Here is a 25750-nt window from a genome sequence, read left to right as displayed (position 1 = left end):
ATTTATTATGTTTGAAATCAATCCTGTAAAAAATAAAATCACCGACTTATCCGACCGCACTTCGGTGCTTCGGGGGTATCTTTGACTTCGATGCCAAAGTTGAGCGTTTAGAAGAAGTCAATGCCGAATTAGAACAGCCAGATGTTTGGAATGATCCAGATAAAGCCCAGGCGCTTGGTAAAGAACGCGTTTCTTTAGAACAAGTTGTAAATACCATCAAAAACTTAGAACAAGGTTTAGAAGATGTTGATGGATTATTAGAACTTGCCATCGAAGCAGAAGACGAAGACACTTTCAATGAAGCGGTATCTGAATTAGATGAACTCGAACAACAACTCGAAAAATTAGAGTTCCGTCGAATGTTTAGTGGCGAACATGATGCTTGCGATTGCTATGTGGACTTACAAGCTGGTTCTGGCGGTACGGAAGCTCAAGATTGGACAGAAATGTTGCTCCGTATGTATCTCCGTTGGGCTGAAAGCAAAGGTTTTAAAACAGAACTGATGGAAGTATCTGACGGTGATGTAGCTGGGTTGAAATCGGCAACGATTAAAGTGAGCGGTGAATATGCTTTTGGTTGGTTACGAACAGAAACTGGTATTCATCGTTTGGTGCGTAAAAGTCCATTTGATTCCAATAACCGTCGTCACACATCGTTCAGCGCGGCATTTGTCTATCCTGAAATTGATGACGATATTGATATTGAAATCAATCCCGCTGATTTACGTATTGATGTGTATCGTGCATCGGGAGCTGGTGGACAGCACGTAAACAAAACTGAAAGTGCGGTGCGAATTACCCATATGCCAAGTGGTATTGTTGTGCAATGTCAGAACGATCGTTCACAGCACAAAAATAAAGATCAAGCGATGAAACAATTAAAAGCGAAATTGTATGAGCTTGAATTACAGAAGAAAAATGCAGATAAGCAAGCAATGGAAGATAATAAATCCGACATTGGTTGGGGAAGCCAAATTCGCTCTTATGTATTAGACGATTCACGCATTAAAGATTTGCGTACTGGCGTGGAAAACCGTAATACGCAAGCCGTATTAGACGGTGATTTAGATCGATTTATTGAAGCGAGTTTAAAAGCTGGGCTTTAATCATGATTTGCTGGATAAGTAAAGACGCGTTACTTATCCCATCATAAGAAATAACCCCAAAGTGCGGTTATTTTTAAAGGTATTTTTAAAGTTAAAATTAAAGGTAAACAACATGTCAGAACAAGAAGTTAAAGAATTAGATCTCAATGGCGAAATGCTCGTTCGTCGTGAAAAATTAGCAGCATTACGTGCAAAAGGTAATGCCTTTCCAAACAAGTTTCGTCGTGATGCTCTCGCACAAGATTTGCACAATCAATATGATGCAGAAGACGGTGAAATCTTAAAAGAGAAAGGCATTGAAGTACAAGTTGCTGGCCGTATTATGACTCGCCGTGCAATGGGTAAGGCGACGTTTATCACCATTCAAGATATGAGCGGTAAAATCCAGCTTTATGTTGCACGCGATAATTTGCCTGAAGGCGTTTATAAAGATGATGTTGGTACTTGGGATTTAGGTGACATCGTTGGCGTTAAAGGCACTTTATTTAAAACAAAAACAGATGAACTCACAGTGAAAACCACTGAAGTTCAACTTTTAACTAAAGCACTTCGCCCATTACCAGACAAATTCCATGGTTTAACCGACCAAGAGGTTCGTTATCGCCAACGTTATTTAGATTTAATTTCTAACGAAGAATCTCGCCGCACTTTTATTATTCGTTCTAAAGTTGTCGCGGGTATTCGTGAATATTTCATTTCTAAAGGCTTTATGGAAGTGGAAACGCCAATGTTACAAGTGATTCCAGGCGGTGCATCTGCACGTCCTTTCGTAACCCATCACAATGCATTAGATGTGGATATGTATTTGCGTATCGCACCTGAACTTTATTTAAAACGCTTAGTTGTTGGTGGGTTTGAACGAGTATTTGAATTAAACCGTAACTTCCGTAATGAAGGGGTTTCTGTTCGCCATAATCCAGAATTTACCATGCTTGAATACTACCAAGCTTATGCGGATTACCATGATTTAATGGATAACACCGAAGAACTTCTTCGTAAATTAGCGATTGATATTCTTGGTACTACCATTGTGAAATACGGCGAATACGAATTTGATTTTGGTAAACCATTCGAACGTATTACATTACACGATGCAACCATTAAATATGGTGCAGACAAAGGTATCGTAAAAGAAGATTTATATGATTTTGATCGTGCAAAAGCCACGGCTGAACGCTTAGGTATTGAAGTACAAAAATCTTGGGGCTTAGGTAGCATTGTCAATGCAATTTTTGAAGAAGTGGCTGAACATCACTTAATTCAGCCAACCTTCTTAATGGCTCACCCTGCGGAAATTTCGCCACTTGCACGTCGTAATGATGAAAATCCAGATGTGACAGATCGTTTTGAGCTCTTTATCGGTGGCCGTGAAATCGGTAATGGTTTCTCAGAATTAAATGACGCGGAAGATCAAAATGAACGTTTTGATGCACAAGTGGCTGCGAAAGAAGCGGGCGATGATGAAGCAATGTTTAAAGATGAAGACTTTGTTGTTGCGCTAGAACACGGCTTACCACCAACAGCCGGTGAAGGTTTAGGTATCGACCGTCTAGCAATGCTTTATGCAAATGCACCATCAATTCGTGATGTTATCTTATTCCCTGCAATGCGTCAGAAATAATAAAGATACAAACAAAGCCACCATTTGGTGGCTTTTTATCTAAACATGAAAAAGGGAGCTAACGCTCCCCTTATTTTTTTAATGATTAACCATTAATAAATTTTTCACCTAATTCAATATCTGCACGTAAAGTCGGCAACATATTTTCTAAGGCTTGTTGTTCAAAATTGCTTAATGGGCCAATTGGTAAAATTTCTTCTACGCCTTCTTTGCCTAAACGAACTGGTTGAGAGAAGAAACGAGCATATTTGCCATCACCTTCAACATAAGTACATTCAACAACTGTCTCGCCACTCAATCCTTTCACTAAAGAACGAGCGAAACGCGCTGCAGCTTGCGCCATTGAAAGCGTTGCAGAACCCCCACCAGCTTTTGCATTGACCACTTCTGTACCTGCATTTTGGATACGTTTTGTTAATGGTTCGATTTCATCTTCATTCCACTCAGCATATTGAACTTGAGAAAGTAATGGAAGAATAGTCACACCTGAGTGACCACCAATAACAGGAACGCTCGTACGAGAAACATTTAAACCTTTTAATTCAGCCACAAAGGTTTCAGAACGTAACACGTCTAAAGTTGTCACACCAAATAATTTACGTTTGTCATAAACGCCTGCTTTTTTCAATACTTCTGCAGCAATCGCAACGGTAGTATTTACTGGGTTAGTAATGATACCAACGCATGCTTTCGGGCAAGTAACCGCGACTTTTTCAATTAAACCACGAACAATGCCTGCATTAATGTTAAATAAATCAGAGCGGTCCATACCAGGTTTACGCGCAACACCAGCAGAAATTAATACAACATCCGCACCTTCAAGTGCAGGCGTTGGATCTTCACCAGAAAAACCTTTCACATTCACTGCAGTTGGAATATGGCTCACATCCACTGCAACACCTGGGGTAACAGGGGCAATATCATATAATGCTAAATCTGAACCAGCAGGCAATTGAAGTTTTAGTAATAACGCTAATGCTTGACCAATACCGCCTGCGGCGCCTAATACTGCAACTTTCATAAATACTCCTTATGTGTTAGTTAATTTAAGATGACCTGATTTTAAAATTTTCATCTCACAATTACAAACAGAGAAATATCATTCTATGATCTAGTTCACATTTCTGAGGTAATTTTTTCCTTCTCTTTGCTTTTATTCACATTCAAGTTGCTGAAAATGAATTTTTATGCAATTCTTATGCAAATTTTTGACTATTGAAAAATAAAAATGACTGACAATTTAACTCGCGCTTTTAAAGAATTACTCAATCAAGAACGCTTTGGCTCTCAAAGTGAGATTGTCGATGCCTTAAAAAAACAAGGCTTTACAGGCATTAATCAATCAAAAATATCAAGAATGCTCACCAAATTTGGCGCTGTTCGCACCCGTAATACCAAAATGGAAATGGTCTATTGCTTACCAGGTGAATTAAGTGTTCCTAATACCAGTAGTCCATTAAAAAATCTTGTATTAGACGTTGATTACAATGATATGTTAATTGTCATTAAGACTTCTCCAGGTGCGGCACAACTCATCGCTCGCTTGCTCGATTCAATTGGAAAATCAGAAGGCATCTTAGGCACTATCGCAGGCGATGACACAATTTTTATCACACCAACGCGTGGTACAAAAATTGTCGATTTACTCAAAAATGTTCAACGTTTATTTGAAAACGCGCTGTAATGAACATTTTATTAACTGGGGGCACGGGACTTATCGGCAAAGCACTTGTTGAACAACTCTGCTTACGCAATGAACAAGTGACGATCTTAACGCGCTCAAGTACGCCGCACACTATCTCAAAGCAAAAAAATATCAAATTTATTACCGCACTTTCAGAACTCGATTTACAAGAACAGTTTGATGCCATCATCAATCTTGCTGGTGAGCCGATTTTTCATAAAGCTTGGACGACAAAGCAAAAATCTATTTTACGAGAAAGTCGTTTAAGCCTTACCACTCAACTAGTTGAATTCATCAATCAGTATCAACAACACCCTATTTTTATTTCAGGTTCAGCGACTGGAATTTATGGCGATCAAGACGAACAAAAAATTACCGAAACAAGCAAAACAGCAAAAACCTTCACCGCACAATTATGCCAAGATTGGGAAAATATTGCGCGACAAGCTAATGGGAGGGTTTGTTTGATTCGAACAGGCATGGTCTTTTCTAAGAAAGGAGGTGCCCTTGCTCAAATGTTGCCTTTATACAAATGGGGACTTGGTGGCAAACTAGGCAATGGAGAGCAATATTTTCCCTGGATTGCTTTGGAAGATATGGTCAATGGCATTTTATTTTTACTCGATCATTCAGAGTGCCAAGACTCATTTAACTTCACCGCCCCGAATCCTATAAAACAGCATAAATTTAACCGCACTTTGGCTGGAATATTAAAGCGCCCTGCCTTTGCAATCATTCCCAAATGGATATTACATTTCATTCTTGGCGAACGAGCGAATCTATTACTAGAAAGCCAAAATGTTGTGCCTGAAAAATTACTCAACGCTGGATTCCAATTTCAATATTCTGATTGCGAAAACTATCTAAAAGATATCCTAAAAAACAAATAAAAAAATCACCGCACTTTTTTAATGCGGTGATTTTTTATCAGACTAAATATCTCGCCTTATCGCCATTTATTGTTCATTATAAATTTCAAGATTAGATGCTTGTTTTTCACGTTTTTTCTTTGCACTGTCGTTCCGTTGACTTGCAATTTTTTCTAAATATTTTGGCGTGATATCGCCTGTAATATATTCGCCAGTGAATACTGAACAATCAAATCCTCGAATAGCCGGATTTTCTAATTGAACAGATTCGGTAAGTGCGGTCAGATCTTGGAAAATTAGTTTATCTACGCCAATCAAATGCGCAATTTCATCAACATTTCGACCGTAAGCGATCAGTTCATCGCGACTCGGCATATCAATACCATATACATTCGGATAACGAATTTCTGGAGCAGCAGAGGCAAAGTAAATTTTCTTCGCGCCAGCTGAGCGAGCCATTTCAACAATTTGCTCAGAGGTTGTACCGCGAACGATAGAATCGTCCACCAATAAGACATTTTTATCTTTAAATTCAGCTTTAATGGTATTCAATTTGCGACGAACAGAACTAATACGCTGCGCTTGTCCCGGCATAATAAACGTACGACCGACATAGCGATTTTTCACAAATCCTTGGCGATAAGGTTTCCCTAGTACACGAGCTATTTGTAACGCAATATCTGTGGAGGTTTCAGGAACGGGAATCACCACATCAATATTATCAATTTCATCCGCCCATTGTTTTGCAATTTTTTGTCCGAGTTTTTCCCCCATGTGAACACGTGCAGCATAAACAGAGACACCATCAATTGTTGAATCTGGGCGTGCAAAATAAACATACTCAAAAATACAAGGATTTAGCACCGCACTTTCGGCACATTGTTGCGAATAAAGCTCACCATCAAACGTCACATAAATAGCTTCACCAGGGGCAATATCGCGAACAAAGTCAAAACCCACAATATCTAAAGCAACTGTTTCAGAGGCAAACATATACTCAGTTTTGCCATTTTCTTCGCGTTTACCCAACACTAAAGGACGAATACCAAAAGGATCACGAAACGCAACCATGCCATGCCCAATAATCATCGCTAAACAAGCATAAGCACCACGAACATCGTTGTGAGTTTGACTAACAGCATTAAAAATATCTTTTGGATCAAGTTTCTCTTGAGGAATGTGATCAAGGTGATTTGCAAGAATATTTAGAAGAAGTTCGGAATCTGAATTAGTGTTTACATGACGGCGGGCAGTTTTAAAGACCTTTTCTTTTAACTCCACTGAGTTGGTTAAATTGCCGTTATGCACCAAAGTGACACCATAAGGAGAATTCACATAAAAAGGCTGCGCCTCTGAGACGCTAGAACTCCCTGCTGTAGGATAGCGAACATGCCCCAACCCAGCATTTCCTTGCAACCGTAGCATATGCTCTTGATGGAACACATCACTCACTAAACCGTTAGCTTTGCGTAAGCGGAAACGATTTTCATCGTCAACCGTCACAATGCCCGCAGCATCTTGCCCACGATGTTGCAAAAGCGTCAATGCCGCATAAATAGATTCATTAACCGGACTTTGGCTAACAATACCGACAATACCACACATTTTGTGTTCCTTATTGATTAAGCGTTGGATTTAAAAAACTTGAACTAGCCTGAAGTTGTTGAAAGAACCATTCAATAATAAAACCAAAGTGCGGTATTAATTGAGATTCTTTCCACCAATCAGTTTGTTCAAAATTGGTGAAGGTATCCATGAAAAATAATAACGCAGCGACAATCAGTGCACCGCGCACTAAACCAAAAATCGCACCTAAAACACGATCAGTGCCGCTTAAACCAGTTTTATCTACTAATTGGCTAATCACATAATTTACTATGGCACCCACGATTAAAGTCAGTACAAATAAAATCCCGATCGCGGTTCCATTACGAATATACATTGATTCAATTTGCGTAAGATAAGCTGCAAGATAAGGATAGAACTGGCTTGCTACAATAAATGCTACAACCCAGCTACCGAGTGAAAGCACTTCGCGAACAAAACCGCGTAATAAACTGACAAGAATAGAAAAAGCGATAATGCCAATAATAATGTAATCGATCATTAAATAATCTCTCAATAAAAAACGGCCGTTTAAAACGACCGAGGTATTTTACAAAAATAAAGCCAAAAAGAAAACGTTTGCGTAAACTAAATTTCCTGCCAAAAAGCACGTTCAAATTTGCTTTGAGCTTTCTTTAAGACTTCTGCTAAATGTTGGTATGTCGGTTGATCTTGCACAAAAGGCAAGGGTTCATGTAGTTGTTTTAAGCGTTCGCAAATATCATAAAACCATACCGCACTTTGATTTTCTAATGGCGAATTCGCACGCTTACCAAGCCAATAAAGACCTTGAAAAGGAATAAGCAAGGCAAAAAGTGAGGTCAAAATTGCAATAGAAAAGGCCATCAAATCATTTTTTGCATAAATCTGTTGCCACACCACTGCAAATACAGCAACAAAGGGCATGAATTTTTGTGCAAAACTCGTGGCTTTCATAATACGGTTTTCAGGGAAAATCATGCCTAACTTAGCCTCCTGCGGCCAAGTATTAAGATAAACTTGTCCCTGTTTTAAAATGGAAAAAAATGCCATAAAAATGCTCGTTAAAATAACCGCACTTATCATACCCCACTTTATATTATTTTGTCACCTTACCCAAAAAGTTTAAATTTTCAAAAAATTTAATAACCTGATGAATTTTTATGCATAGACGAATTTATTTTATTTGTCAAAAAGTGTATCCTATGTCCGATTTTTTCAGTCCATTCAACTGAGTGGATTTTCATTAACTTTAATCAAATATAGGGTTCCTATGTCAAAACTTGTTCTAATCCTTAACTGTGGTAGTTCTTCATTAAAATTTGCAATCCTTGATCCAGCAACAGGTGAAGAAAAATTATCTGGTTTAGCTGAAGCATTTTTCCTTCCAGAAGCTCGCATTAAATGGAAACTTAACGGTGAGAAAGGGAGCGCAGATTTAGGTGCAGGTGCAGCACATACTGAAGCACTTGACTTCATTGCATCAAACATTATGACTGATGAGCTTAAAAACTCAATCACATCGATTGGTCACCGTATCGTTCACGGTGGTGAAAAATACACTCAATCCGTTGTAATCACAGATGAAGTGGTTAAAGGTATTGAAGATGCAGCACAATTTGCCCCACTTCACAACCCTGCTCACCTAATCGGTATTCGTGAAGCCTTTAAAACCTTCCCACATTTAAAAGATAAGAATGTTGCCGTATTTGATACTGCTTTCCACCAAACTATGCCTGAAGAAGCATTCTTATATGCGCTTCCATATTCACTCTATAAAGAGCACGCTGTTCGTCGCTATGGTGCTCACGGTACTAGCCACTACTTCGTTTCTCGTGAAGTCGCTGAATATGTAGGTAAACCTGCAGACCAAGTCAATACGATTATTTGTCACTTAGGTAATGGGGGGTCTGTTTCTGTTGTTCGTAACGGTAAATGTATTGATACATCAATGGGCTTAACTCCGTTAGAAGGTTTAGTAATGGGCACTCGTTGTGGTGATATCGACCCTGCAATAGTATTCTACCTATACAAAAACTTAGGTATGTCAATGGAACAAATCGAAGAGACTTTAGTGAAAAAATCCGGTCTTTTAGGTTTAACTGAGGTAACCAGTGACTGTCGTTATGCAGAAGATAACTACGACGATCTGTCTAAGCCTGAAGCAAAACGTGCATTAGACGTCTATAGTTACCGTTTAGCAAAATACATCGGTGCTTATATGGCGGTATTAGGCGATGATCACTTAGATGCCATTGCATTTACGGGTGGTATCGGTGAAAACTCCGCTCATGTTCGTGAATTAGCATTAAATCACTTAAAATTATTTGGTATTAAAGTGGATAACGAACGCAATCTTGCGGCACGCTTCGGTAAAGATGGCGTAATCACTACTGATGATTCTGCATTTAAAGCGATTGTACTTCCAACTAATGAAGAGTTAGTCATCGCTCAAGATACCGCACGTTTAGCGGGCTAATCAACTTCCATCAAACCTGCTGAAAAATCAGCAGGTTTTTTTCATTTATTAAAAGGTATATCAAAATGACTAAAGCAGTTATTCTTATTCCAACTAGCACAGAAGCCAATTTAGCATCAGCATTACAAATCGCTAAAACAACAAATGCGGTTATATTCAATGCAGTAGAAGATGTAAAAGCCGCTCAAGCATTCATCGCAAATAATCAAAAAGACGTGTTGTTAGAAAAAATCGTTGCTGATTTCCAAGCATTAAATGCAAATCTAGTGGTTGTTAAAGGTGTTCAACCTTCAGCTCAAGCGCCTTTTGCAAATAGCTTAAACTTTGCGATTGCGCAAACCTTAGATGCACAAATCATCTTAGTAGCAAACAATGAAGAAAGCACATTAATAGAAGCCGTTGCTTCAGAATTTGGTGGTGTGAACAACGCTGATATATTAGGTGTATTTGGTGCACAAGCAGGAAAAATTAAAACCTTCGATGAACAAGCATTAGTTGCGGCAATCTCTGCACCACTTGCTCGTAAAGCACGTATTTCTCCAGCTGCATTCCGTTTCAAATTAACTGATTTAGCACGCAAAGCAGGCAAAACTATCGTATTACCAGAAGGTGACGAACCTCGCACTGTTAAAGCGGCTGCAATCTGTGCTGAACGTGGTATCGCAAAATCAGTATTATTAGCGGATCCTGAATCAGTGAAAAAAGTCGCAGCAGAACAAGGCGTGACTTTAAGTGCTGACGTAACAATCATCAATCCAGCTGACGTACGCGAAAACTACGTTGCTCGTTTAGTTGAATTACGTAAATCTAAAGGCTTAACTGAAGAACAAGCTCGCGCGCAATTAGAAGACACCGTTGTATTAGGCACCATGATGTTAGAAGCTGGCAAAGTGGATGGTCTAGTTTCTGGTGCCGTTCATACAACGGCAAACACTATTCGCCCACCGATGCAGATCATCAAAACAGCACCTGGCAGTTCAATTATCTCATCTGTATTCTTTATGTTATTACCAGACCAAGTATTAGTCTATGGCGACTGTGCGGTAAATCCAGAACCTACAGCGGAACAATTAGCTGAAATCGCAATCCAATCAGCCGAATCTGCAAAAGCATTTGGTTTAGAACCAAAAGTGGCAATGCTTTCTTATTCAACTGGTACTTCTGGTGCGGGTCAATCAGTCGAGAAAGTAAAAGAGGCAACCCGTATTGCACAAGAAAAACGCCCTGATTTATTAATTGATGGTCCATTGCAATACGATGCAGCTGTGATGAAAGATGTGGCAGCTTCTAAAGCACCAAATTCTAAAGTAGCGGGTCAAGCAAATGTATTTGTATTCCCTGATATCAACGCGGGTAATATCGGCTATAAAGCAGTTCAACGCTCTGCTGATTTAGTTGCGGTAGGTCCAATGCTTCAAGGTATGCGAAAACCTGTTAATGACTTATCTCGTGGCGCATTAGTCGATGACATTGTTTACACTATTGCATTAACTGCAATTCAAGCAACACAATAGTCTAAACAAGCTAAAAAAATCCCGCACTTTTAAAAGAATGCGGGATTTTTTATTGATTAATCAATTTTGTGCATGTTTTGCAGAAACTTCATTTAATAAAGTTTGCAACTCCCCAGATTGATACATTTCCAAAATAATATCACACCCACCAATTAACTCTCCCTCGACCCATAGTTGTGGGAAAGTAGGCCAATTCGCATAAACAGGCAATTCAGCACGAATATCAGCATGTTGTAAGATATCAACATAACCAAAAGGTACTTTACAATTCATCAGTGCTTCTACTGCTCGCGCCGAAAAACCACAAGATGGTAATTTAGGTGAGCCTTTCATATAGATAAGAATTGGATTTTCACTAATTTGTTTTTTAATTTTGTCTAAGGTTTCCATAATGTTCCCCACGAATAAAAGAGGATTGAATTCTACCACAAGTTAAAACTTGAGTGAAATTCTAGGATTATTATCTTAATAAAACAAAAGGCCTAAACCGAAGTTTAAGCCTTTTTTTCTGTATTTAATCTTTCGTTAAACGAATACTAAAATTATTTAGTACCGTTAACTGCGATTTCAACACGACGGTCTGGTGCTAAACAAGCGATAAGCGCTTTACGACCTTTAACTTGGTCACAAGTTGCGCCAGTCACTGGATTTGCTTTACCGTAACCAGTTGCAGAGATTGCGTTAGTTGCTACGCCTTTTTGTACTAAGTAGTTAGCTACTGTGTCTGCACGACGTTGAGAAAGTTTTAAGTTACCAGCATCAGAACCGATACGGTCAGTGTAACCAGCAACAGCTACTTTAGCACTGTTGATTTGTGCGATTTCACCGTAGATACCATCTAAAGTTGCTTTAGCTTGTGGTTTTAAGTTTGCTTTACCGAAAGCGAAAGTTACATCAGAGTTTAAGTTGAAAGTTTTGCTTACAACTTCAGGAGCCATAGCTGGTGCAGCTACTGCGCCTTGACCGAAACGGTAAGAAACGCCAGCGTTGATAGAACCAATCCATGGGTTGTAATCTACAGAGCTATTGTGAGCATTTTGAGTACGGAATTTACCTACGCGAGTTAACCATTGGTATTCTAAACGAACTGCTAACTCTGGTAATACTGCATATTCTGCACCGACTGCGAATAAACCAGAGGTACGTAAGCTGTGACGACCTTCTTCGTGATCACGAGCACCATTTGTCTTATCGTAGAATTTATAGTCAGAACGTACTAAAGCCACACCTGCTTTACCGTAAACATCTAAACCATTTAACACTTCGTAGCTACCTTTAAAGCTTAAGTGAGTACCGTGGTTAGTGTGTTTAGCAACAGTTTTACCAGCTTCACGCGCTTTTGCACGACCAAAATCATCGTAACCTAATTCCACTGCTAAACCTAAGTTATCACGATTTAAGATTTGGTAACCACCAAATACACCATAAGTGAAAGAATTACGGTTATAACCATAATCATTAACACTTAATTTGTTAGCAATAACACTGTTTTTGTTAATACCATCGTGGAAAGATGCTTGACCTGCTTTAACACCTGCATAGAAAGTGTTTTCTTGTGGTGCAGCTTGAGCTACTGAAGCCGCTGCTAAACCAGCAACTACTAATGCGATTGCAGTTTTTTTCATTTTGATGTCCTCTATTTAGTCATCGTTTATTAATAAGAAAAGTTTCCTTGCTTATAATGGAACTTTTAGGGAAAGTTACACTCAAAGCATTTGCTTAACTAGGGTTTTGAATTTGCCCTATTGTTACCTTTTGACAAATTCAATTCCTTTGTTTACGCCAAAGGAACGTTCAAAAGTGCGATTATTATCCTATAAAAATTCAAAAGATCAAATTTTTTTGAACTTTTTGTTTATTTTTTATCCAAAAATACACTATTCTTGACTAATTTACTCCACAAAACGCTTCTTCAAAACGCTCAAAATCTAATTCGACATTGTGCGCTCCTTAAGATATTATCGAGAACACCCTGTATTTATAGCTTTAAATGAGTTAAATGCTATGTTGCCAAGTCTAAATCGCACTCCACAAATTGAACAAGATGTCCTTAACTATCTCCAAGCACTAAAAAAACAACATTTTGAAGGGGATATCGCTACAAATTATGCAGATAGATTAAGTCTTGCTACGGATAACAGCGTTTACCAACAGCTTCCTCAAGCGATTCTTTTTCCGAAAACTGTTGCTGATATAGTACGTATAACCAAATTGGCAAATTTACCTGAATATCAATTCCTCACCTTTACTCCTCGTGGTGGAGGCACTGGCACAAATGGACAATCCATCAATAACAATATAATAGTGGATCTTTCTCGCCATATGACTGCTATTTTAGAACTCAATGTCAAAGAACGTTGGGTTCGTGTACAAGCAGGCGTAGTAAAAGATCAACTTAATCAATTTTTAAAACCACATGGTTTATTCTTTGCCCCAGAGCTATCCACCAGCAATCGAGCAACGTTAGGTGGAATGATTAATACGGATGCCTCTGGGCAAGGTTCATTGCAATATGGTAAAACCTCTAATCATGTTTTGGCATTACGCGCAGTATTAATGAACGGTGAGATTTTAGATACCAGTGCTGTCAATTCTGTTGATGTTTTAGAAAACATCGATACGCTTGAATTAAGTGATAGTAGCAAAAGACTCCATCAAACCATTGCACAACACTGTAAAGAAAAAAGAGCGGCAATCATTAAAGATCTGCCACAACTTAACCGTTTTTTAACGGGATACGATCTGAAAAATGTATTTAATGAAGATGAAAGTGAATTTAATCTCACCAGAATTCTCACTGGTTCTGAAGGTTCTCTCGCATTTATTTGTGAAGCCAAACTCAATCTTCTGCCTATTCCGCAGTATCGCACGCTCATCAATATTAAATATCGTTCTTTTGATGCAGCATTACGCAATGCACCTTTTATGGTGAAAGCCAATGCGCTTTCTGTGGAAACCGTTGATTCCAAAGTCTTAAATCTCGCTAAACAAGATATTATTTGGCACTCGGTGAATGAACTTCTTACAGAAGATGAAGAAGATCCAATTCTTGGTTTAAATATTGTGGAATTTGCTGGTAATAATAAAGAAAAAATAGACCGCCAAGTCACCGCACTTTGTCGCTCACTTGATGAAAAAATCGAACACAACCAAGATCACATTATTGGCTATCAAGTTTACTCAGATTTACCTTCTATTGAACGTATTTATGCAATGCGCAAAAAAGCAGTAGGCTTACTTGGTAACGCAAAAGGCGCAGCCAAACCGATTCCGTTTGTAGAAGATACTTGTGTCCCCCCAGAAAATCTTGCGGATTACATTAGTGAATTTCGCACTTTATTAGACAAGCACCATTTACAATATGGCATGTTTGGTCACGTGGATGCGGGCGTATTACACGTTCGCCCAGCGCTTGATTTATGCGATAAAGAACAAGTGAAATTATTCAAACAAATTTCAGATGAAGTCGCCGAACTTACGATTAAATATGGTGGATTACTCTGGGGAGAGCACGGAAAAGGCGTGCGTTCCCATTACGGCGAAAAATTCTTTACCCCAGAACTCTGGCACGAACTTCGTTATATCAAAACCTTATTCGATCCAAACAATCGTTTAAATCCCGGCAAAATCTGTACGCCTTTGGATTCCGAAGAGGAACTTTATTCTATTCTTTCGCCAATGCGGGCTGATAAGGATCGCCAAATTCCTATCCAAATACGAGATGAATTTAAGGGGGCGATGAACTGCAATGGAAACGGTTTATGTTTCAATTTTGATGAACACAGCATCATGTGCCCATCGATGAAAGTCAGTAAAAATCGTGTATTTTCGCCGAAAGGTCGCGCAGCTATGGTTCGAGAATGGCTTCGATTGATGGCAAATGAAAATGTTTCGCCCGAACAATTAGACTTCTGTAAAACAGAAATAAAATTAACCGCACTTGTGAAAAGACTAAGCAATACGGTTCAAAAATGGCGAGGGGATTATGATTTTTCTCACGAAGTGAAAGCTGCAATGGATACTTGTCTTGCTTGTAAAGCCTGTGCTAGTCAATGCCCGATTAAAATTGATGTACCAAGTTTCCGTGCGAAATTCTTTCATTTTTATCACAGCCGCTACTTACGCCCAGTAAAAGATCACGTTGTGGCAAATTTAGAAATCGCTGCGCCTTATATGGCAAAGCAGGCAAAATTCTTTAATTATTTTACCAAGCTAAAAGTCACGCAAACATTAGTGGAAAAAACACTAGGCATGACTGATTTGCCCTTGCTTTCTGAACCCAATTTGCAACAACAGCTGGTGGAAATTCATTATCAAGGCAAATCCTTGGAAGAATTGGAAGGTCTAAGTGCGGTAGAAAAAAACGATATTTTATTTATTGTGCAAGATCCTTACACATCTTACTATGATGCGAAAGTGGTACGCGATTTTGTTATGCTTACGCAGAAATTAGGCTTCACACCAATTCTGTTGCCATTTAAACCAAACGGCAAAGCAATGCACATTAAAGGTTTCTTAAAACACTTTAGCAAAACAGCACAAAACCAAGCCGAGTTTTTAAATCGAATGGCAAAATTAGGCATTCCACTTGTAGGCGTTGATCCAGCCATCGTGCTGTCTTATCGAGATGAATACAAGGAAGCACTACAAGAAAAACGTGGCGATTTCCACGTTCTCACTGCTCACGAATGGTTAAAACAACGCTTACAAAATACGACATTACAAGATAAACTGAAAAACATCGCAAAAACTGACCGCACTTCCGATTGGTATTTATTCCCGCATTGTACGGAATCTACCTTTATGCCGAACAGCCCAAAAGAATGGCAAGAAATTTTTGGAAGATTTGGGCAACAACTGAATGTAGAAAAAGTAGGATGTTGCGGTATGGCAGGTGTATTTGGACATGAAGTGCAAAATCAAAAAATGAGCCGAGAAATCTACGATGTATCGTGGCATAAAAAACTGCACGGAAAAGATCCGCACTTTTGTTTAGCAACCGGTTATTCTTGCCGCAGTCAGGTAAAACGTTATGAACATGTGGTGCTAAAACACCCTGTGCAGGCATTATTAGAAATTTTAGCGTAATGAAAGGAATATCATGATTTGGCAAAAAAACTTCACGCTCGAAAACTTAAATCAACTTTGCTCCAACAGTGCCGTTAGCCATCTTGGCATTGAAATTTCTGCTTTTGGCGAAGATTGGATTGAAGCGACAATGCCTGTGGATCATCGTACAACCCAACCTTTTGGTCTATTACATGGCGGAATATCTGTTGCATTAGCAGAAACGATAGGTTCATTGGCTGGATACCTTGCAATAGAAGAAAATAAAATTGCAGTGGGACTTGATATTAATGCCCATCACCTACGTTCAGTAAAGCAAGGCATTGTTACAGCAAAGGCTACGCCTATTAGTTTAAATAGAAATATCCACGTATGGCAAATTGACATTCGTGATGAACAAGATAAACTTTGCTGCGTTTCTCGACTTACACTTTCTATTCTAAACTTATGATAGCAAATCAAAAAATAGGGATTATTTTAGCCAATTTAGGGACACCCGATGCGCCCACCTCATCTGCTATATCCCGTTATTTATGGAAATTTTTAACCGACCCAAGAGTAGTCGATTTATCTCCTTACAAATGGTATCCATTACTCAAGGCTGTTATTTTGCCATTACGTTCAAAACGTATCGCTAAAAATTACCAAGCAATTTGGACAGAGCAAGGTTCGCCTTTACTTGCCATTTCACGACAACAAAAAGATGCATTACAAGCCTATTTAAATAAGCAAAATATTGATGCTCAAGTAGAAATTGCGATGACATACGGCAACCCATCAATGCAAAGTGCGGTGAAAAATTTACTTAAAAATAAAGTTGAACGAATTATTGTACTCCCCCTTTACCCACAATATTCTAGTACAACAACAGGCGCGCTATTTGATGCCTTTGCCCATGCCCTTAAAGAAGAGCGGGGAATGGTACCGTTCGATTTTATTCATTCTTATCATGTTGATGAAAATTACATTAACGCCTTAGCCAATTCCATAAAAGCGCGGTTAAAACCCGATGAGTTTTTGCTATTTTCTTATCATGGTATCCCATTACGTTATGAAAATATGGGTGATTACTACCGTGAACACTGCAAACAGACAACGCTTGCTATTGTAGATAAGTTGGGATTGACCGAAAACCAATGGGGAATAACCTTCCAATCACGTTTTGGGCGAGAAGAATGGTTACAACCTTACACGGATAAATTTCTCCAAAATGCAGCATCACAAGGTATTCATAAAATAGCCGTCATTTGCCCAGGTTTTTCGGTTGATTGTTTAGAAACTATTGAAGAAATTGATGAGGAAAACCGCGAGAATTTTCTCACTAATGGCGGACAATTTTACCAATATATTCCGGCACTCAATGCAGAACCACAACATATTGAAATGATGGGAAAACTGCTCCTGGCAAAAATCTTTCCCTCATTGAAAGAGTAAAACATTTCTAAAATCGACCGCACTTTGTTAAAATCAGCCATTATTTTTTCACAAGGATAAAACATGGCTGATTTTCCTTTTATCGTTGACATCAACGAACAAAATCTTACTGAAATACTGCAACAATCCTTAGAAAAACCACTTGTCATCAATTTTTATGCTCCAACGCATAAAGAATCATCAGATTTCTTGACTTTACTTGAGCAAGTTGCAGAACAATATCAAGGACAATTTGTTCTTGGAAAAGTAAATTGTGAAAAAGAGCAAATGATTGCCGCACAATTCCGCATCCAAGCATTGTCAACCACCTATTTGTTTAAAGAAGCACAGGCATTAGATGCATTTCCAGGTGCGCTTGATAAAGCGTCATTAATCCAACGATTAAGCATTATTTTACCGAAAGAAGAAGATTTAAAATTCCAACAAGCATTAGATTTCTTGCAAGTAGAAAATTATGAGGCTGCATTGCCATTATTGAAAGACGCATGGGAACTTTCAGATAAGAAAAATAGTGATGTCGCCCTGCTCTACGCTGAAACCTATATTGCAATGAAAAAAACGGAGCCAGCACAAGAAATTCTAAAACAAATTCCGTTGCAAGATCGTGATAGTCGTTGGCACGGATTACAGGCACAAATTGAGCTACAAATTCAAGCTGCCGACACACCTGAAATCCAACAATTACAGGCCGATTATGCTAAAAACCCAACAGCTGAAATTGCAATAAAACTTGCTATACAACTTCATCAAGCTGGACGAAATGAAGAAGCGTTGACACTACTTTTCGATATTTTAAAAACCGACTTAGGTGCGCAGAATGGTGAAGTTAAACAACAATTTTTATCCATTTTAAGTGCAATGGGCAATGCTGATCCGTTAACAAATAAGTTTCGCCGATTGCTTTATTCACTGCTCTATTAATCGAAAGGTTTATAATTGATAAGGTGTATGGAACAATTTCATACATAGCAATCATCAGAATAAACTTAAATTCAATTAATTCTCTCTTTACAAAAAACAAGGATTCTTTATGTCAGATATCAAACACGCAAAACTTTTAATTTTAGGCTCAGGCCCTGCTGGTTATACAGCTGCCATTTATGCAGCACGTGCAAACTTAAAACCAGTATTGGTGACGGGTTTGCAACAAGGCGGCCAGCTTACCACCACAGATGAAATCGAAAACTGGCCAGGTGATTTTGAGATGACTACTGGTTCAGGTTTAATGCAACGTATGTTGCAACATGCAGAAAAATTTGAAACAGAAATCGTCTTCGATCATATCAATCGAGTCGATTTATCCTCTCGTCCATTCAAACTTTTTGGCGATGTGCAAAATTTTACTTGTGATGCGTTAATTATCGCAACAGGCGCTTCTGCACGCTATATTGGCTTACCGTCAGAAGAAAACTACAAAGGTCGTGGAGTTTCTGCTTGTGCAACCTGTGATGGTTTCTTTTATCGTAATAAACCAGTCGGTGTAATTGGTGGTGGAAATACTGCGGTGGAAGAAGCGCTTTACTTAGCCAATATCGCAAGTACAGTGCATTTAATCCACCGTCGCGATAGCTTCCGTGCGGAAAAAATTCTTATCGACCGTTTGTACAAAAAAGTGGAAGAAGGAAAAATCGTTCTGCATACTGATCGCACTTTAGATGAAGTGTTAGGTGACAACATGGGCGTAACCGGATTACGTTTAGCCGACACTAAAACTGGAGAGAAAGAAGAACTCAAATTAGATGGTTTATTCGTAGCCATTGGTCACTCGCCAAATACGGACATTTTCCAAGGGCAACTAGAATTGAATAATGGCTATATCGTTGTAAAATCTGGTCTTGAAGGAAATGCAACAGCCACCTCTGTGGAAGGCGTATTCGCAGCAGGCGATGTAATGGATCACAATTATCGACAAGCCATTACCTCTGCAGGAACTGGTTGTATGGCGGCATTGGATGCAGAACGCTATTTAGATGCTCAAGAAGCATAAATTCTCTAACTCATTCCCCTCTTTTTTTAAAAGAGGGGAACTTTTTCTATATCACGATAAAACTATGAACAAACTTCGCCAAAAATATTTACAAAAATGGCTTCGCGCACAACAAGAACCTATCAAAAAATTAATGCGCGCAAACATTGTCTTAGCTACGCTTTCTGCACTCATTTTAGTCGCGCAAACTTATTTTCTTGCGACGTTGCTTGATAAACTGATTATACAAAAAGTGCCTCGTGATGAACTTATTCCTTATTTTCTTGGGTTGATTATCGGGTTCGGATTGCGTGCAATTATTTTATGGGCACGCGAAAAAATAGGTTTCCAAAGCGGACAATTATTACGCAATCATATTCGTCAAAAAATTCTGGATAAAATCCATCTTGTTGGCCCTGCGACAATCAATCAAAAACCAGCTGGAAGTTGGGCAAGCATTATGTTGGAACAAGTTGAAAACTTACATAATTTCTATGCCCGTTTTCTGCCTCAACAAAGTCTTTCAGCCATTGTTCCTGTCGTTATTTTAATTGCTGTATTTCCGTTGAACTGGGCTGCAGGTTTAATTTTAATGATCACCGCGCCACTTGTTCCCGTTTTTATGATCCTTGTTGGTATCGCTGCAGCAGACAGTAGCCAAAAAAATATGGAAACACTGGCTCGTTTAAGCGCACAATTTCTAGATCGATTACGTGGTCTTGAAACCTTACGTCTTTTTAACCGCACTTCTGAACAAACTGAGCATATTGAAAATGCCACTGAAGATTTCCGTGAAACCACGATGGATGTGCTAAAACTCGCTTTTCTCTCTTCTGCCGTATTGGAATTTTTTACCTCTATTTCCATTGCCCTCATGGCGGTCTATTTTGGTTTTAGCTACTTAGGTCAAATTGAATTTGGTACCTATAATGCACCACTTACACTTTTCACAGGTTTCTTTTGTTTAATTCTTGCACCTGAATTTTATCAACCCTTACGTGATCTAGGCGCTTATTACCACGACCGCGCAGCGGGTATTGGTGCAGCAGATGCCATTGTTAATTTCTTAGAATCCGATTATTTAACCGTTCATCAAAATGAAAAAACAATTTCTTTGGAAAGTGCGGTTGAAATTTCTGCCGAAAATTTAGTGGTACTTTCGACACAGGGTTCAGCATTAACCAAGCCGTTAAATTTCCAAATTCCAGCAAATTACAATGTTGCGCTTGTAGGACAAAGTGGCGCAGGGAAAACCTCATTAATGAATGTAATTTTAGGCTTTTTACCTTATGAGGGTTCTCTCAAAATTAATGGACAAGAACTTCGCGAAAGCAATCTAGCTGACTGGCGCAAACATATTGCCTGGGTAGGACAAAATCCATTGTTATTACAAGGCACAATTAAAGAAAATCTTCTGCTTGGTGATATTCAAACAAGCGATGAGAAAATTCACCATGCTTTAAGCCAAGCCCAAGCCACCGAATTTATAGATAAACTCGGTTTAGATTATGAAATTAAAGATGGAGGATTAGGCGTTTCTGTGGGACAAGCGCAACGTCTTGCTATTGCACGTGCATTATTACGCAAGGGGAGCCTACTATTACTTGATGAGCCAACAGCCAGTCTCGATGCCCAATCTGAAAGTCTCGTCCTTCAAGCATTAAATGAAATGAGTTGCTACCAAACAACATTAATGATTACACACCGCATTGAAGATTTAAAACAATGTGATCAAATTTTTGTCATGCAGCAGGGCGAAATTGTCCAACAGGGGATTTTTGCTGAATTACAAAATGAAGGTTTCTTTGGAGAACTTCTTGCACAACGAAAACAGGATATCCAATAATGCGCACATTACTTCCGTTTATACGTTTATTTAAATTCGCCAAATTTCCTCTTATTTTAGGCTTGGTGCTGATGATTTTAGGATTGGGATCCAGCATGAGCTTACTTACCGTTTCAGGCTGGTTTTTAGCCGCTACAGCCATTGCAGGACTAGGCACTCTATTTAACTTTTTCTACCCTTCAGCCAGTGTGCGAGGTTTAGCTATCGGACGAACCGTCATGCGCTATTTTGAAAAAATAGTGACGCATGATGCAACATTCCGCATTTTGTCAAAATTACGCGTACAAGTATTTGAAAAAATCATTCCTTTAAGCCCAGGGGTATTAAATCGTTATCGTAACAGCGATTTGTTAAATCGTTTAGTATCCGATGTGGATACACTTGATAGCCTATATTTACGTTTACTTGCGCCATTTTTCACTGCTGCATTTGTAATCATTGCCATGACGATTGGACTTAGCTTTGTCAATATTCCACTCGCACTTGGTTTAGGCTTATTTTTGTTAATTTTATTAATAATTATCCCAACTGTTTTCTATCGACTAGGTCAGGAATTTGGCGAACGCTTAATCCAAGCACGCGCGACCTATCGAACCCAGTTTTTAGAATTTATCCAAGCACAAGCCGAGCTTTTATTATTTAATGCAGAAGATAAATTAAAAGAGAAAATGACAGCCACAGAAAAAACATGGCAGGAAGATCAAGCCAAAGAAGCAAAATTAAGTGGATTTTCTACCGCGCTTGTTCTGTTTCTAAATGGTTTGTTGATTTCTGGCATGCTATGGTTTGCAAGTAACGCCGATTTTGGCACAGATGAATACCGCACGGCTTATATTGCACTGTTCACTTTTGCTGCGCTTGCCGCCTTTGAGATCATCATGCCATTGGGTGCTGCATTTTTACATATAGGTCAAGTGATTGCTGCAGCAGAGCGTGTAACCGAAATCATTGAGCAAAAACCGCTTGTTAAGTTTAATGGTAATGAGGAATTTGAAACAAAAGTGCGGTTGATTTCTACGAAGGATTTAAGTTTTTCCTATCCAGGGCAAGAAACGCTTGTATTAAAAAATCTTACATTAGATTTAGAACAAAGCCAAAAAATTGCTATTTTAGGCAAAACTGGAAGTGGGAAATCTTCACTCCTTCAACTTTTAGTGCGCAATTATGATGCGAATCAAGGTAAGCTTTTATTAGCAGAAAAACCAATTTCAGCCTATTCAGAAGAGACATTACGCCGCCAAATTTGTTTTTTAACTCAACGTGTTCACGTATTCAGCGATACACTTCGTCAAAATTTACAATTTGCAAGTGCGGATAAAATTTCTGATGAAAAAATGATTGAAGTGCTACATCAAGTTGGTTTAAGCAAATTACTTGAGCAAGAAGGAAAAGGTTTAAATCTTTGGCTTGGTGATGGTGGTCGTCCTCTTTCTGGTGGGGAACAACGCCGTTTAGGTTTAGCCCGTATTTTACTCAATAATGCGCCAATTTTATTATTGGATGAACCAACAGAAGGTTTAGATCGCGAAACTGAACGTCAAATTTTACGTTTAATTCTACAACATGCCGAAAATAAAACCCTAATAATGGTCACTCACCGTCTCAGTTCAATTGAACAATTCGATAAAATTTGTGTAATTGACAACGGAAGATTAATCGAGCAAGGCGATTACAATAGCTTAATCACAAAAGAGAATGGATTCTTTAAAAGATTGATTGAGCGAGTATAAGAAAAGGAAGTTGGGCGGAAACCTTCCCAGCTTCTTCTCGGCACACAGTAATTCCGACTTTGGCTGCTTCCTTCCGGACCTGACCGAGTAAACCAGACACCGTTGCGAGAGACCGAAAAGGTTTCCATTGATATCGCAGAGCGATTGCGGGCTATTATGCAAGAATTACCATATTATTGCAAAGATTAATTCTCTTTAATTACAAAAGTGCAGTTAATTTGCTGATAATTTACACCATATTCCAGGAGTTTATAATAATATGAACTATCTTCAATACTATCCCACTGATGTCATTAATGGCGAAGGTACACGTTGTACTTTATTTGTCAGTGGCTGTACCCATGGTTGTAAAGGTTGCTACAATCAAAAAAGCTGGTCATTTTCAGCAGGTGTATTATTTGATGAAGCGATGGAACAACAAATCATCAATGATTTAAAAGACACACGCATTAAACGCCAAGGACTGACGCTTTCAGGTGGAGATCCACTTCATCCCCTCAACGTAGAAACATTATTGCCCTTTGTGCAACGCGTAAAACGAGAATGCCCCGATAAAGACATCTGGGTTTGGACAGGTTATAAGCTGGATGAACTAGACGAACAACAACGTGCTATGTTGCCTTATATTGATGTGTTAATTGATGGGAAATTTATTCAAGAACAAGCAGATCCAAGTTTAATTTGGCGTGGTTCAGCAAATCAGGTTATTCATCGATTTAAACTATAATATTACCGATATGCCATTATTGCGTCTTTTTATTTCGCTCTAAAGATTTATGCTGAATTTGCACTATTTTTCCTTTTGCCTGAAAATATTCTCCAAGTTGTTGTGCTATATAAACAGAGCGATGTTTCCCACCAGTACACCCAATAGCAATAGTTAAGTAACTTCTATTATTTTTTTCTAAAAGTGGCAACCATGTTTCTATATAATTTCGTGTAAGATAAATAAATTCATTCACTTCTGTATGACTATTTAAAAATGCCGCCACAGGCGCATCTAATCCTGTCATTGGGCGAAGTGCCGGATCCCAATGTGGATTGGGTAAGAATCGCACATCAAAAACATAATCTGCATCAAGCGGAATACCATATTTAAACCCAAAAGATTCTATAATGATTTTAAGCTCTTTTTCGCCATACCCACAAATAAACTCTCGTAATTTTTCTGCAAGCGTATGTGTCGAAAGATGTGTCGTATCAAGAATGAAATTAGCATGTTGGATTAGTGGCTCTAAATATTGATATTCTGCATCAATCGCAACTTCAAGGGACAGATCTTGAACAGAAAGTGGGTGTAAACGCCGAGAATCACTATATCGACGAATCAACGTACTGCGATCCGCCTCTAAGAAAATAATCTTAACCTGATGATGATTTTGTAATGTTGAAAGTGTTTGCTCTAACGTCGTCGCAGAATTTGGAATATTACGAATATCTAGACTAATCGCTACTGAAGATTGTGATTGAGAAAGAATCTGAGTTAATTGAGGTAGTAAATCAAAAGGAATATTATCTACACAATAATAGCCCATATCCTCCAAAGCGCGTAGAGCCACAGACTTTCCCGCACCAGAACGTCCGCTAATAATGATAATATCCATGTGCCCTCCCACTCTTTATTTCTTATCCATTATTCTCAAAAGAGATATTTTCTGAGCTATCTGAAATTTCAAAAACCTGCCAAATTTCCTCTGCACTTTTTGCTGAACGTAACTGCTTCAAAAGGTTTTTATCCGTTAGTCTTTCGGTTAAGAAAGATAAAATTGGCATATAGGTTACACACTGATTTTCAGGTACCAATACCGCAAATACAAGATCAACAAATTTCCCATCTGATGAATCGTAATCAATCGGTGTATCTAATTGCATAAATACAGCTATTGCTTTGTCTGATAACGTTACAGGAATTTTAGCTTTAGGCATGGCGATACCATTTCCTAAACCTGAATTACCTAATTTTTCCCGTTCAAAAAGACATTCCAAACAAACTTGTTCACCTTTCTCATCATTAACTTGCTCAATGACAAAATGCGCAATAGATTCAAATAATCGTTTTTTACTGGAAAAACTTACCCCCTGACGAATATTCTCAGGGCTTAATAACTCGGTAATGTTCATCTTTATAACTTAAACTGATCACCAAGATAAACACGTTTAACATGCTCATCATTCATAACAGACTCAGGCGTACCTGTCGCAATAATTTTACCATCTCCAACAATATAAGCACGCTCACACACATCTAAAGTTTCACGCACATTATGATCAGTAATTAGCACACCTAATCCGCGATTACGTAAATCAGTAATAATTTTCTTAATATCAGATACTGAAATAGGGTCAACACCAGCAAAAGGTTCATCTAATAAAATAAATTTAGGATTAGCGGCTAATGCTCGAGCAATTTCTACACGACGACGTTCCCCACCAGATAAAGATTGGCCGAGACTATCTCTAATATGACTAATATTAAATTCTTCGATTAATTCATCCGCTCTTTCACGGCGTTGCTCAGCGGTTAAATCTTTACGAATTTCTAAAACAGCCATCAAATTTTCATAGACGGTTAAACGGCGAAAAATAGATGCCTCTTGGGGTAAATACCCAATACCTCGCTGGGCGCGATTATGCATTGGAAGTAAACTAATATCCTCACCATCAATCACAATCTTACCTTGATCTTGGCGAACGAGCCCCACCACCATGTAAAAAGTCGTCGTTTTTCCCGCACCATTCGGCCCAAGTAATCCCACAATTTCATTTGAATTAACTTGAAGACTAACATCAGATACCACTTTACGGCTTTTATAGCTTTTCGCTAAATTCTCAGCAATCAAAACTGACATG

22 protein-coding genes, 1 other RNA gene and 2 pseudogenes are annotated in these 25750 nt (G+C 38.6%); 15 read left to right on the top strand and 10 right to left on the bottom strand.

Annotation, left to right across the window (positions count from 1 at the left end):
* Positions 1-7 precede the first annotated feature (7 nt).
* A protein-coding gene (gene prfB, locus FE813_RS09000; protein WP_139990279.1) for a peptide chain release factor 2 occupies positions 8-1106 on the top strand; the annotation gives its coding sequence in 2 pieces (ribosomal slippage) (positions 8-82 and positions 84-1106; 1098 coding nt in all).
* A gap of 112 nt (positions 1107-1218) precedes the next feature.
* Complete coding sequence (gene lysS / locus FE813_RS08995; RefSeq protein ID WP_050838325.1) at positions 1219-2727, top strand: lysine--tRNA ligase; 1509 nt, start codon at positions 1219-1221, stop codon at positions 2725-2727.
* A gap of 85 nt (positions 2728-2812) precedes the next feature.
* Here the strand turns inward: lysS and mdh are convergent, their stop codons facing one another.
* Positions 2813-3748, bottom strand: a complete 936-nt coding sequence (mdh, locus tag FE813_RS08990; protein WP_005634845.1) for a malate dehydrogenase — start codon at positions 3746-3748, stop codon at positions 2813-2815.
* A gap of 207 nt (positions 3749-3955) precedes the next feature.
* Here mdh and argR point away from each other — a divergent pair, with 207 nt between their 5' ends.
* Both argR and FE813_RS08980 read left to right on the top strand, forming a co-directional pair.
* Positions 3956-4411: a transcriptional regulator ArgR gene (gene argR / locus FE813_RS08985; protein ID WP_005638679.1), complete on the top strand. Its 456-nt coding sequence runs from the start codon at positions 3956-3958 to the stop codon at positions 4409-4411.
* Positions 4411-5301 carry a TIGR01777 family oxidoreductase gene (locus tag FE813_RS08980; RefSeq protein WP_048954089.1) on the top strand — a complete coding sequence of 297 codons (891 nt, stop codon included), beginning with the start codon at positions 4411-4413 and terminating at the stop codon, positions 5299-5301. The genes argR and FE813_RS08980 overlap by 1 nt, the downstream gene beginning before the upstream one ends.
* 66 nt (positions 5302-5367) lie before the next feature.
* On the opposite strand, the gene purF is transcribed toward FE813_RS08980, so the two are convergent.
* The 3 genes from purF to yfbV all read right to left on the bottom strand — a co-directional run bounded on the left by purF (position 5368) and on the right by yfbV (position 7917).
* Entirely contained in the window at positions 5368-6885 is a 1518-nt protein-coding gene (gene purF / locus FE813_RS08975) for an amidophosphoribosyltransferase (RefSeq protein WP_139990278.1), read from the bottom strand.
* Positions 6886-6895: 10 nt separating this feature from the next.
* Positions 6896-7387, bottom strand: a complete 492-nt coding sequence (locus tag FE813_RS08970) for a CvpA family protein (RefSeq protein WP_005626270.1) — start codon at positions 7385-7387, stop codon at positions 6896-6898.
* Positions 7388-7473: 86 nt separating this feature from the next.
* Positions 7474-7917, bottom strand: coding sequence for a terminus macrodomain insulation protein YfbV (gene yfbV, locus FE813_RS08965; RefSeq protein WP_048954091.1), 444 nt, complete (start codon positions 7915-7917; stop codon positions 7474-7476).
* Positions 7918-8137: 220 nt separating this feature from the next.
* Here yfbV and FE813_RS08960 point away from each other — a divergent pair, with 220 nt between their 5' ends.
* The 3 genes and pseudogenes from FE813_RS08960 to pta all read left to right on the top strand — a co-directional run.
* Positions 8138-9343, top strand: coding sequence for an acetate kinase (locus tag FE813_RS08960; protein WP_048954092.1), 1206 nt, complete (start codon positions 8138-8140; stop codon positions 9341-9343).
* Positions 9344-9408: 65 nt separating this feature from the next.
* A pseudogene (locus tag FE813_RS10880) lies at positions 9409-9735 on the top strand (AAA family ATPase); the annotation flags it as partial.
* A gap of 72 nt (positions 9736-9807) precedes the next feature.
* Positions 9808-10857, top strand: a pseudogene (gene pta, locus FE813_RS08955) (phosphate acetyltransferase); the annotation flags it as partial.
* Between the two features lie 60 nt (positions 10858-10917).
* Here pta and grxD read toward each other — a convergent pair.
* Both grxD and ompA read right to left on the bottom strand, forming a co-directional pair.
* Positions 10918-11247, bottom strand: a complete 330-nt coding sequence (gene grxD / locus FE813_RS08950) for a Grx4 family monothiol glutaredoxin (protein WP_048954094.1) — start codon at positions 11245-11247, stop codon at positions 10918-10920.
* Positions 11248-11399: 152 nt separating this feature from the next.
* The gene (gene ompA / locus FE813_RS08945) at positions 11400-12482 is read right to left on the bottom strand and encodes a porin OmpA (protein WP_048954095.1); all 1083 of its coding nucleotides are present in this window, start codon (positions 12480-12482) and stop codon (positions 11400-11402) included.
* A gap of 379 nt (positions 12483-12861) precedes the next feature.
* Here ompA and ydiJ point away from each other — a divergent pair, with 379 nt between their 5' ends.
* From ydiJ to cydC, 7 genes are all read left to right on the top strand, one after another.
* Positions 12862-15945: a D-2-hydroxyglutarate dehydrogenase YdiJ gene (gene ydiJ, locus FE813_RS08940; RefSeq protein ID WP_139990277.1), complete on the top strand. Its 3084-nt coding sequence runs from the start codon at positions 12862-12864 to the stop codon at positions 15943-15945.
* Positions 15946-15958: 13 nt separating this feature from the next.
* Positions 15959-16375, top strand: a complete 417-nt coding sequence (locus tag FE813_RS08935) for a hotdog fold thioesterase (protein WP_048954097.1) — start codon at positions 15959-15961, stop codon at positions 16373-16375.
* Positions 16372-17358, top strand: coding sequence for a ferrochelatase (gene hemH / locus FE813_RS08930; RefSeq protein ID WP_139990276.1), 987 nt, complete (start codon positions 16372-16374; stop codon positions 17356-17358). Before FE813_RS08935 ends, hemH begins: the two co-directional genes overlap by 4 nt.
* A gap of 63 nt (positions 17359-17421) precedes the next feature.
* Positions 17422-18279, top strand: a complete 858-nt coding sequence (locus tag FE813_RS08925) for a co-chaperone YbbN (protein WP_139990275.1) — start codon at positions 17422-17424, stop codon at positions 18277-18279.
* Positions 18280-18388: 109 nt separating this feature from the next.
* Positions 18389-19345, top strand: a complete 957-nt coding sequence (gene trxB / locus FE813_RS08920; protein WP_065264588.1) for a thioredoxin-disulfide reductase — start codon at positions 18389-18391, stop codon at positions 19343-19345.
* Between the two features lie 64 nt (positions 19346-19409).
* A complete protein-coding gene (gene cydD, locus FE813_RS08915; RefSeq protein ID WP_139990274.1) occupies positions 19410-21170 on the top strand; it encodes a heme ABC transporter permease/ATP-binding protein CydD in 1761 nt (586 codons plus the stop codon).
* A complete protein-coding gene (gene cydC, locus FE813_RS08910; RefSeq protein ID WP_139990273.1) occupies positions 21170-22900 on the top strand; it encodes a heme ABC transporter ATP-binding protein/permease CydC in 1731 nt (576 codons plus the stop codon). The genes cydD and cydC overlap by 1 nt, the downstream gene beginning before the upstream one ends.
* A 20-nt stretch (positions 22901-22920) precedes the next feature.
* Here the strand turns inward: cydC and ffs are convergent.
* Positions 22921-23019: signal recognition particle sRNA small type (gene ffs, locus FE813_RS08905), an RNA gene on the bottom strand.
* A gap of 140 nt (positions 23020-23159) precedes the next feature.
* On the opposite strand from ffs, the gene nrdG reads away from it, so the two are divergent.
* Positions 23160-23627, top strand: a complete 468-nt coding sequence (nrdG, locus tag FE813_RS08900) for an anaerobic ribonucleoside-triphosphate reductase-activating protein (protein WP_065264585.1) — start codon at positions 23160-23162, stop codon at positions 23625-23627.
* 16 nt (positions 23628-23643) lie between these two features.
* On the opposite strand, the gene rapZ is transcribed toward nrdG, so the two are convergent.
* The 3 genes from rapZ to lptB are packed head-to-tail and all read right to left on the bottom strand — an operon-like array spanning position 23644 to position 25749.
* Complete coding sequence (gene rapZ / locus FE813_RS08895; RefSeq protein WP_111407214.1) at positions 23644-24504, bottom strand: RNase adapter RapZ; 861 nt, start codon at positions 24502-24504, stop codon at positions 23644-23646.
* A 22-nt stretch (positions 24505-24526) separates the two neighbouring features.
* Positions 24527-25021, bottom strand: a complete 495-nt coding sequence (ptsN, locus tag FE813_RS08890) for a PTS IIA-like nitrogen regulatory protein PtsN (protein ID WP_065264583.1) — start codon at positions 25019-25021, stop codon at positions 24527-24529.
* A gap of 2 nt (positions 25022-25023) precedes the next feature.
* Positions 25024-25749, bottom strand: coding sequence for an LPS export ABC transporter ATP-binding protein (gene lptB, locus FE813_RS08885; protein WP_139990272.1), 726 nt, complete (start codon positions 25747-25749; stop codon positions 25024-25026).
* Position 25750: the final 1 nt, after the last annotated feature.

The sequence above is a fragment of the Haemophilus seminalis genome (genome assembly GCF_006384255.1).
Lineage (GTDB): Bacteria > Pseudomonadota > Gammaproteobacteria > Enterobacterales > Pasteurellaceae > Haemophilus > Haemophilus seminalis.
Note: the sequence above shows the minus strand (reverse complement) of the source record. Positions and strands in the feature narration are given on the sequence as shown.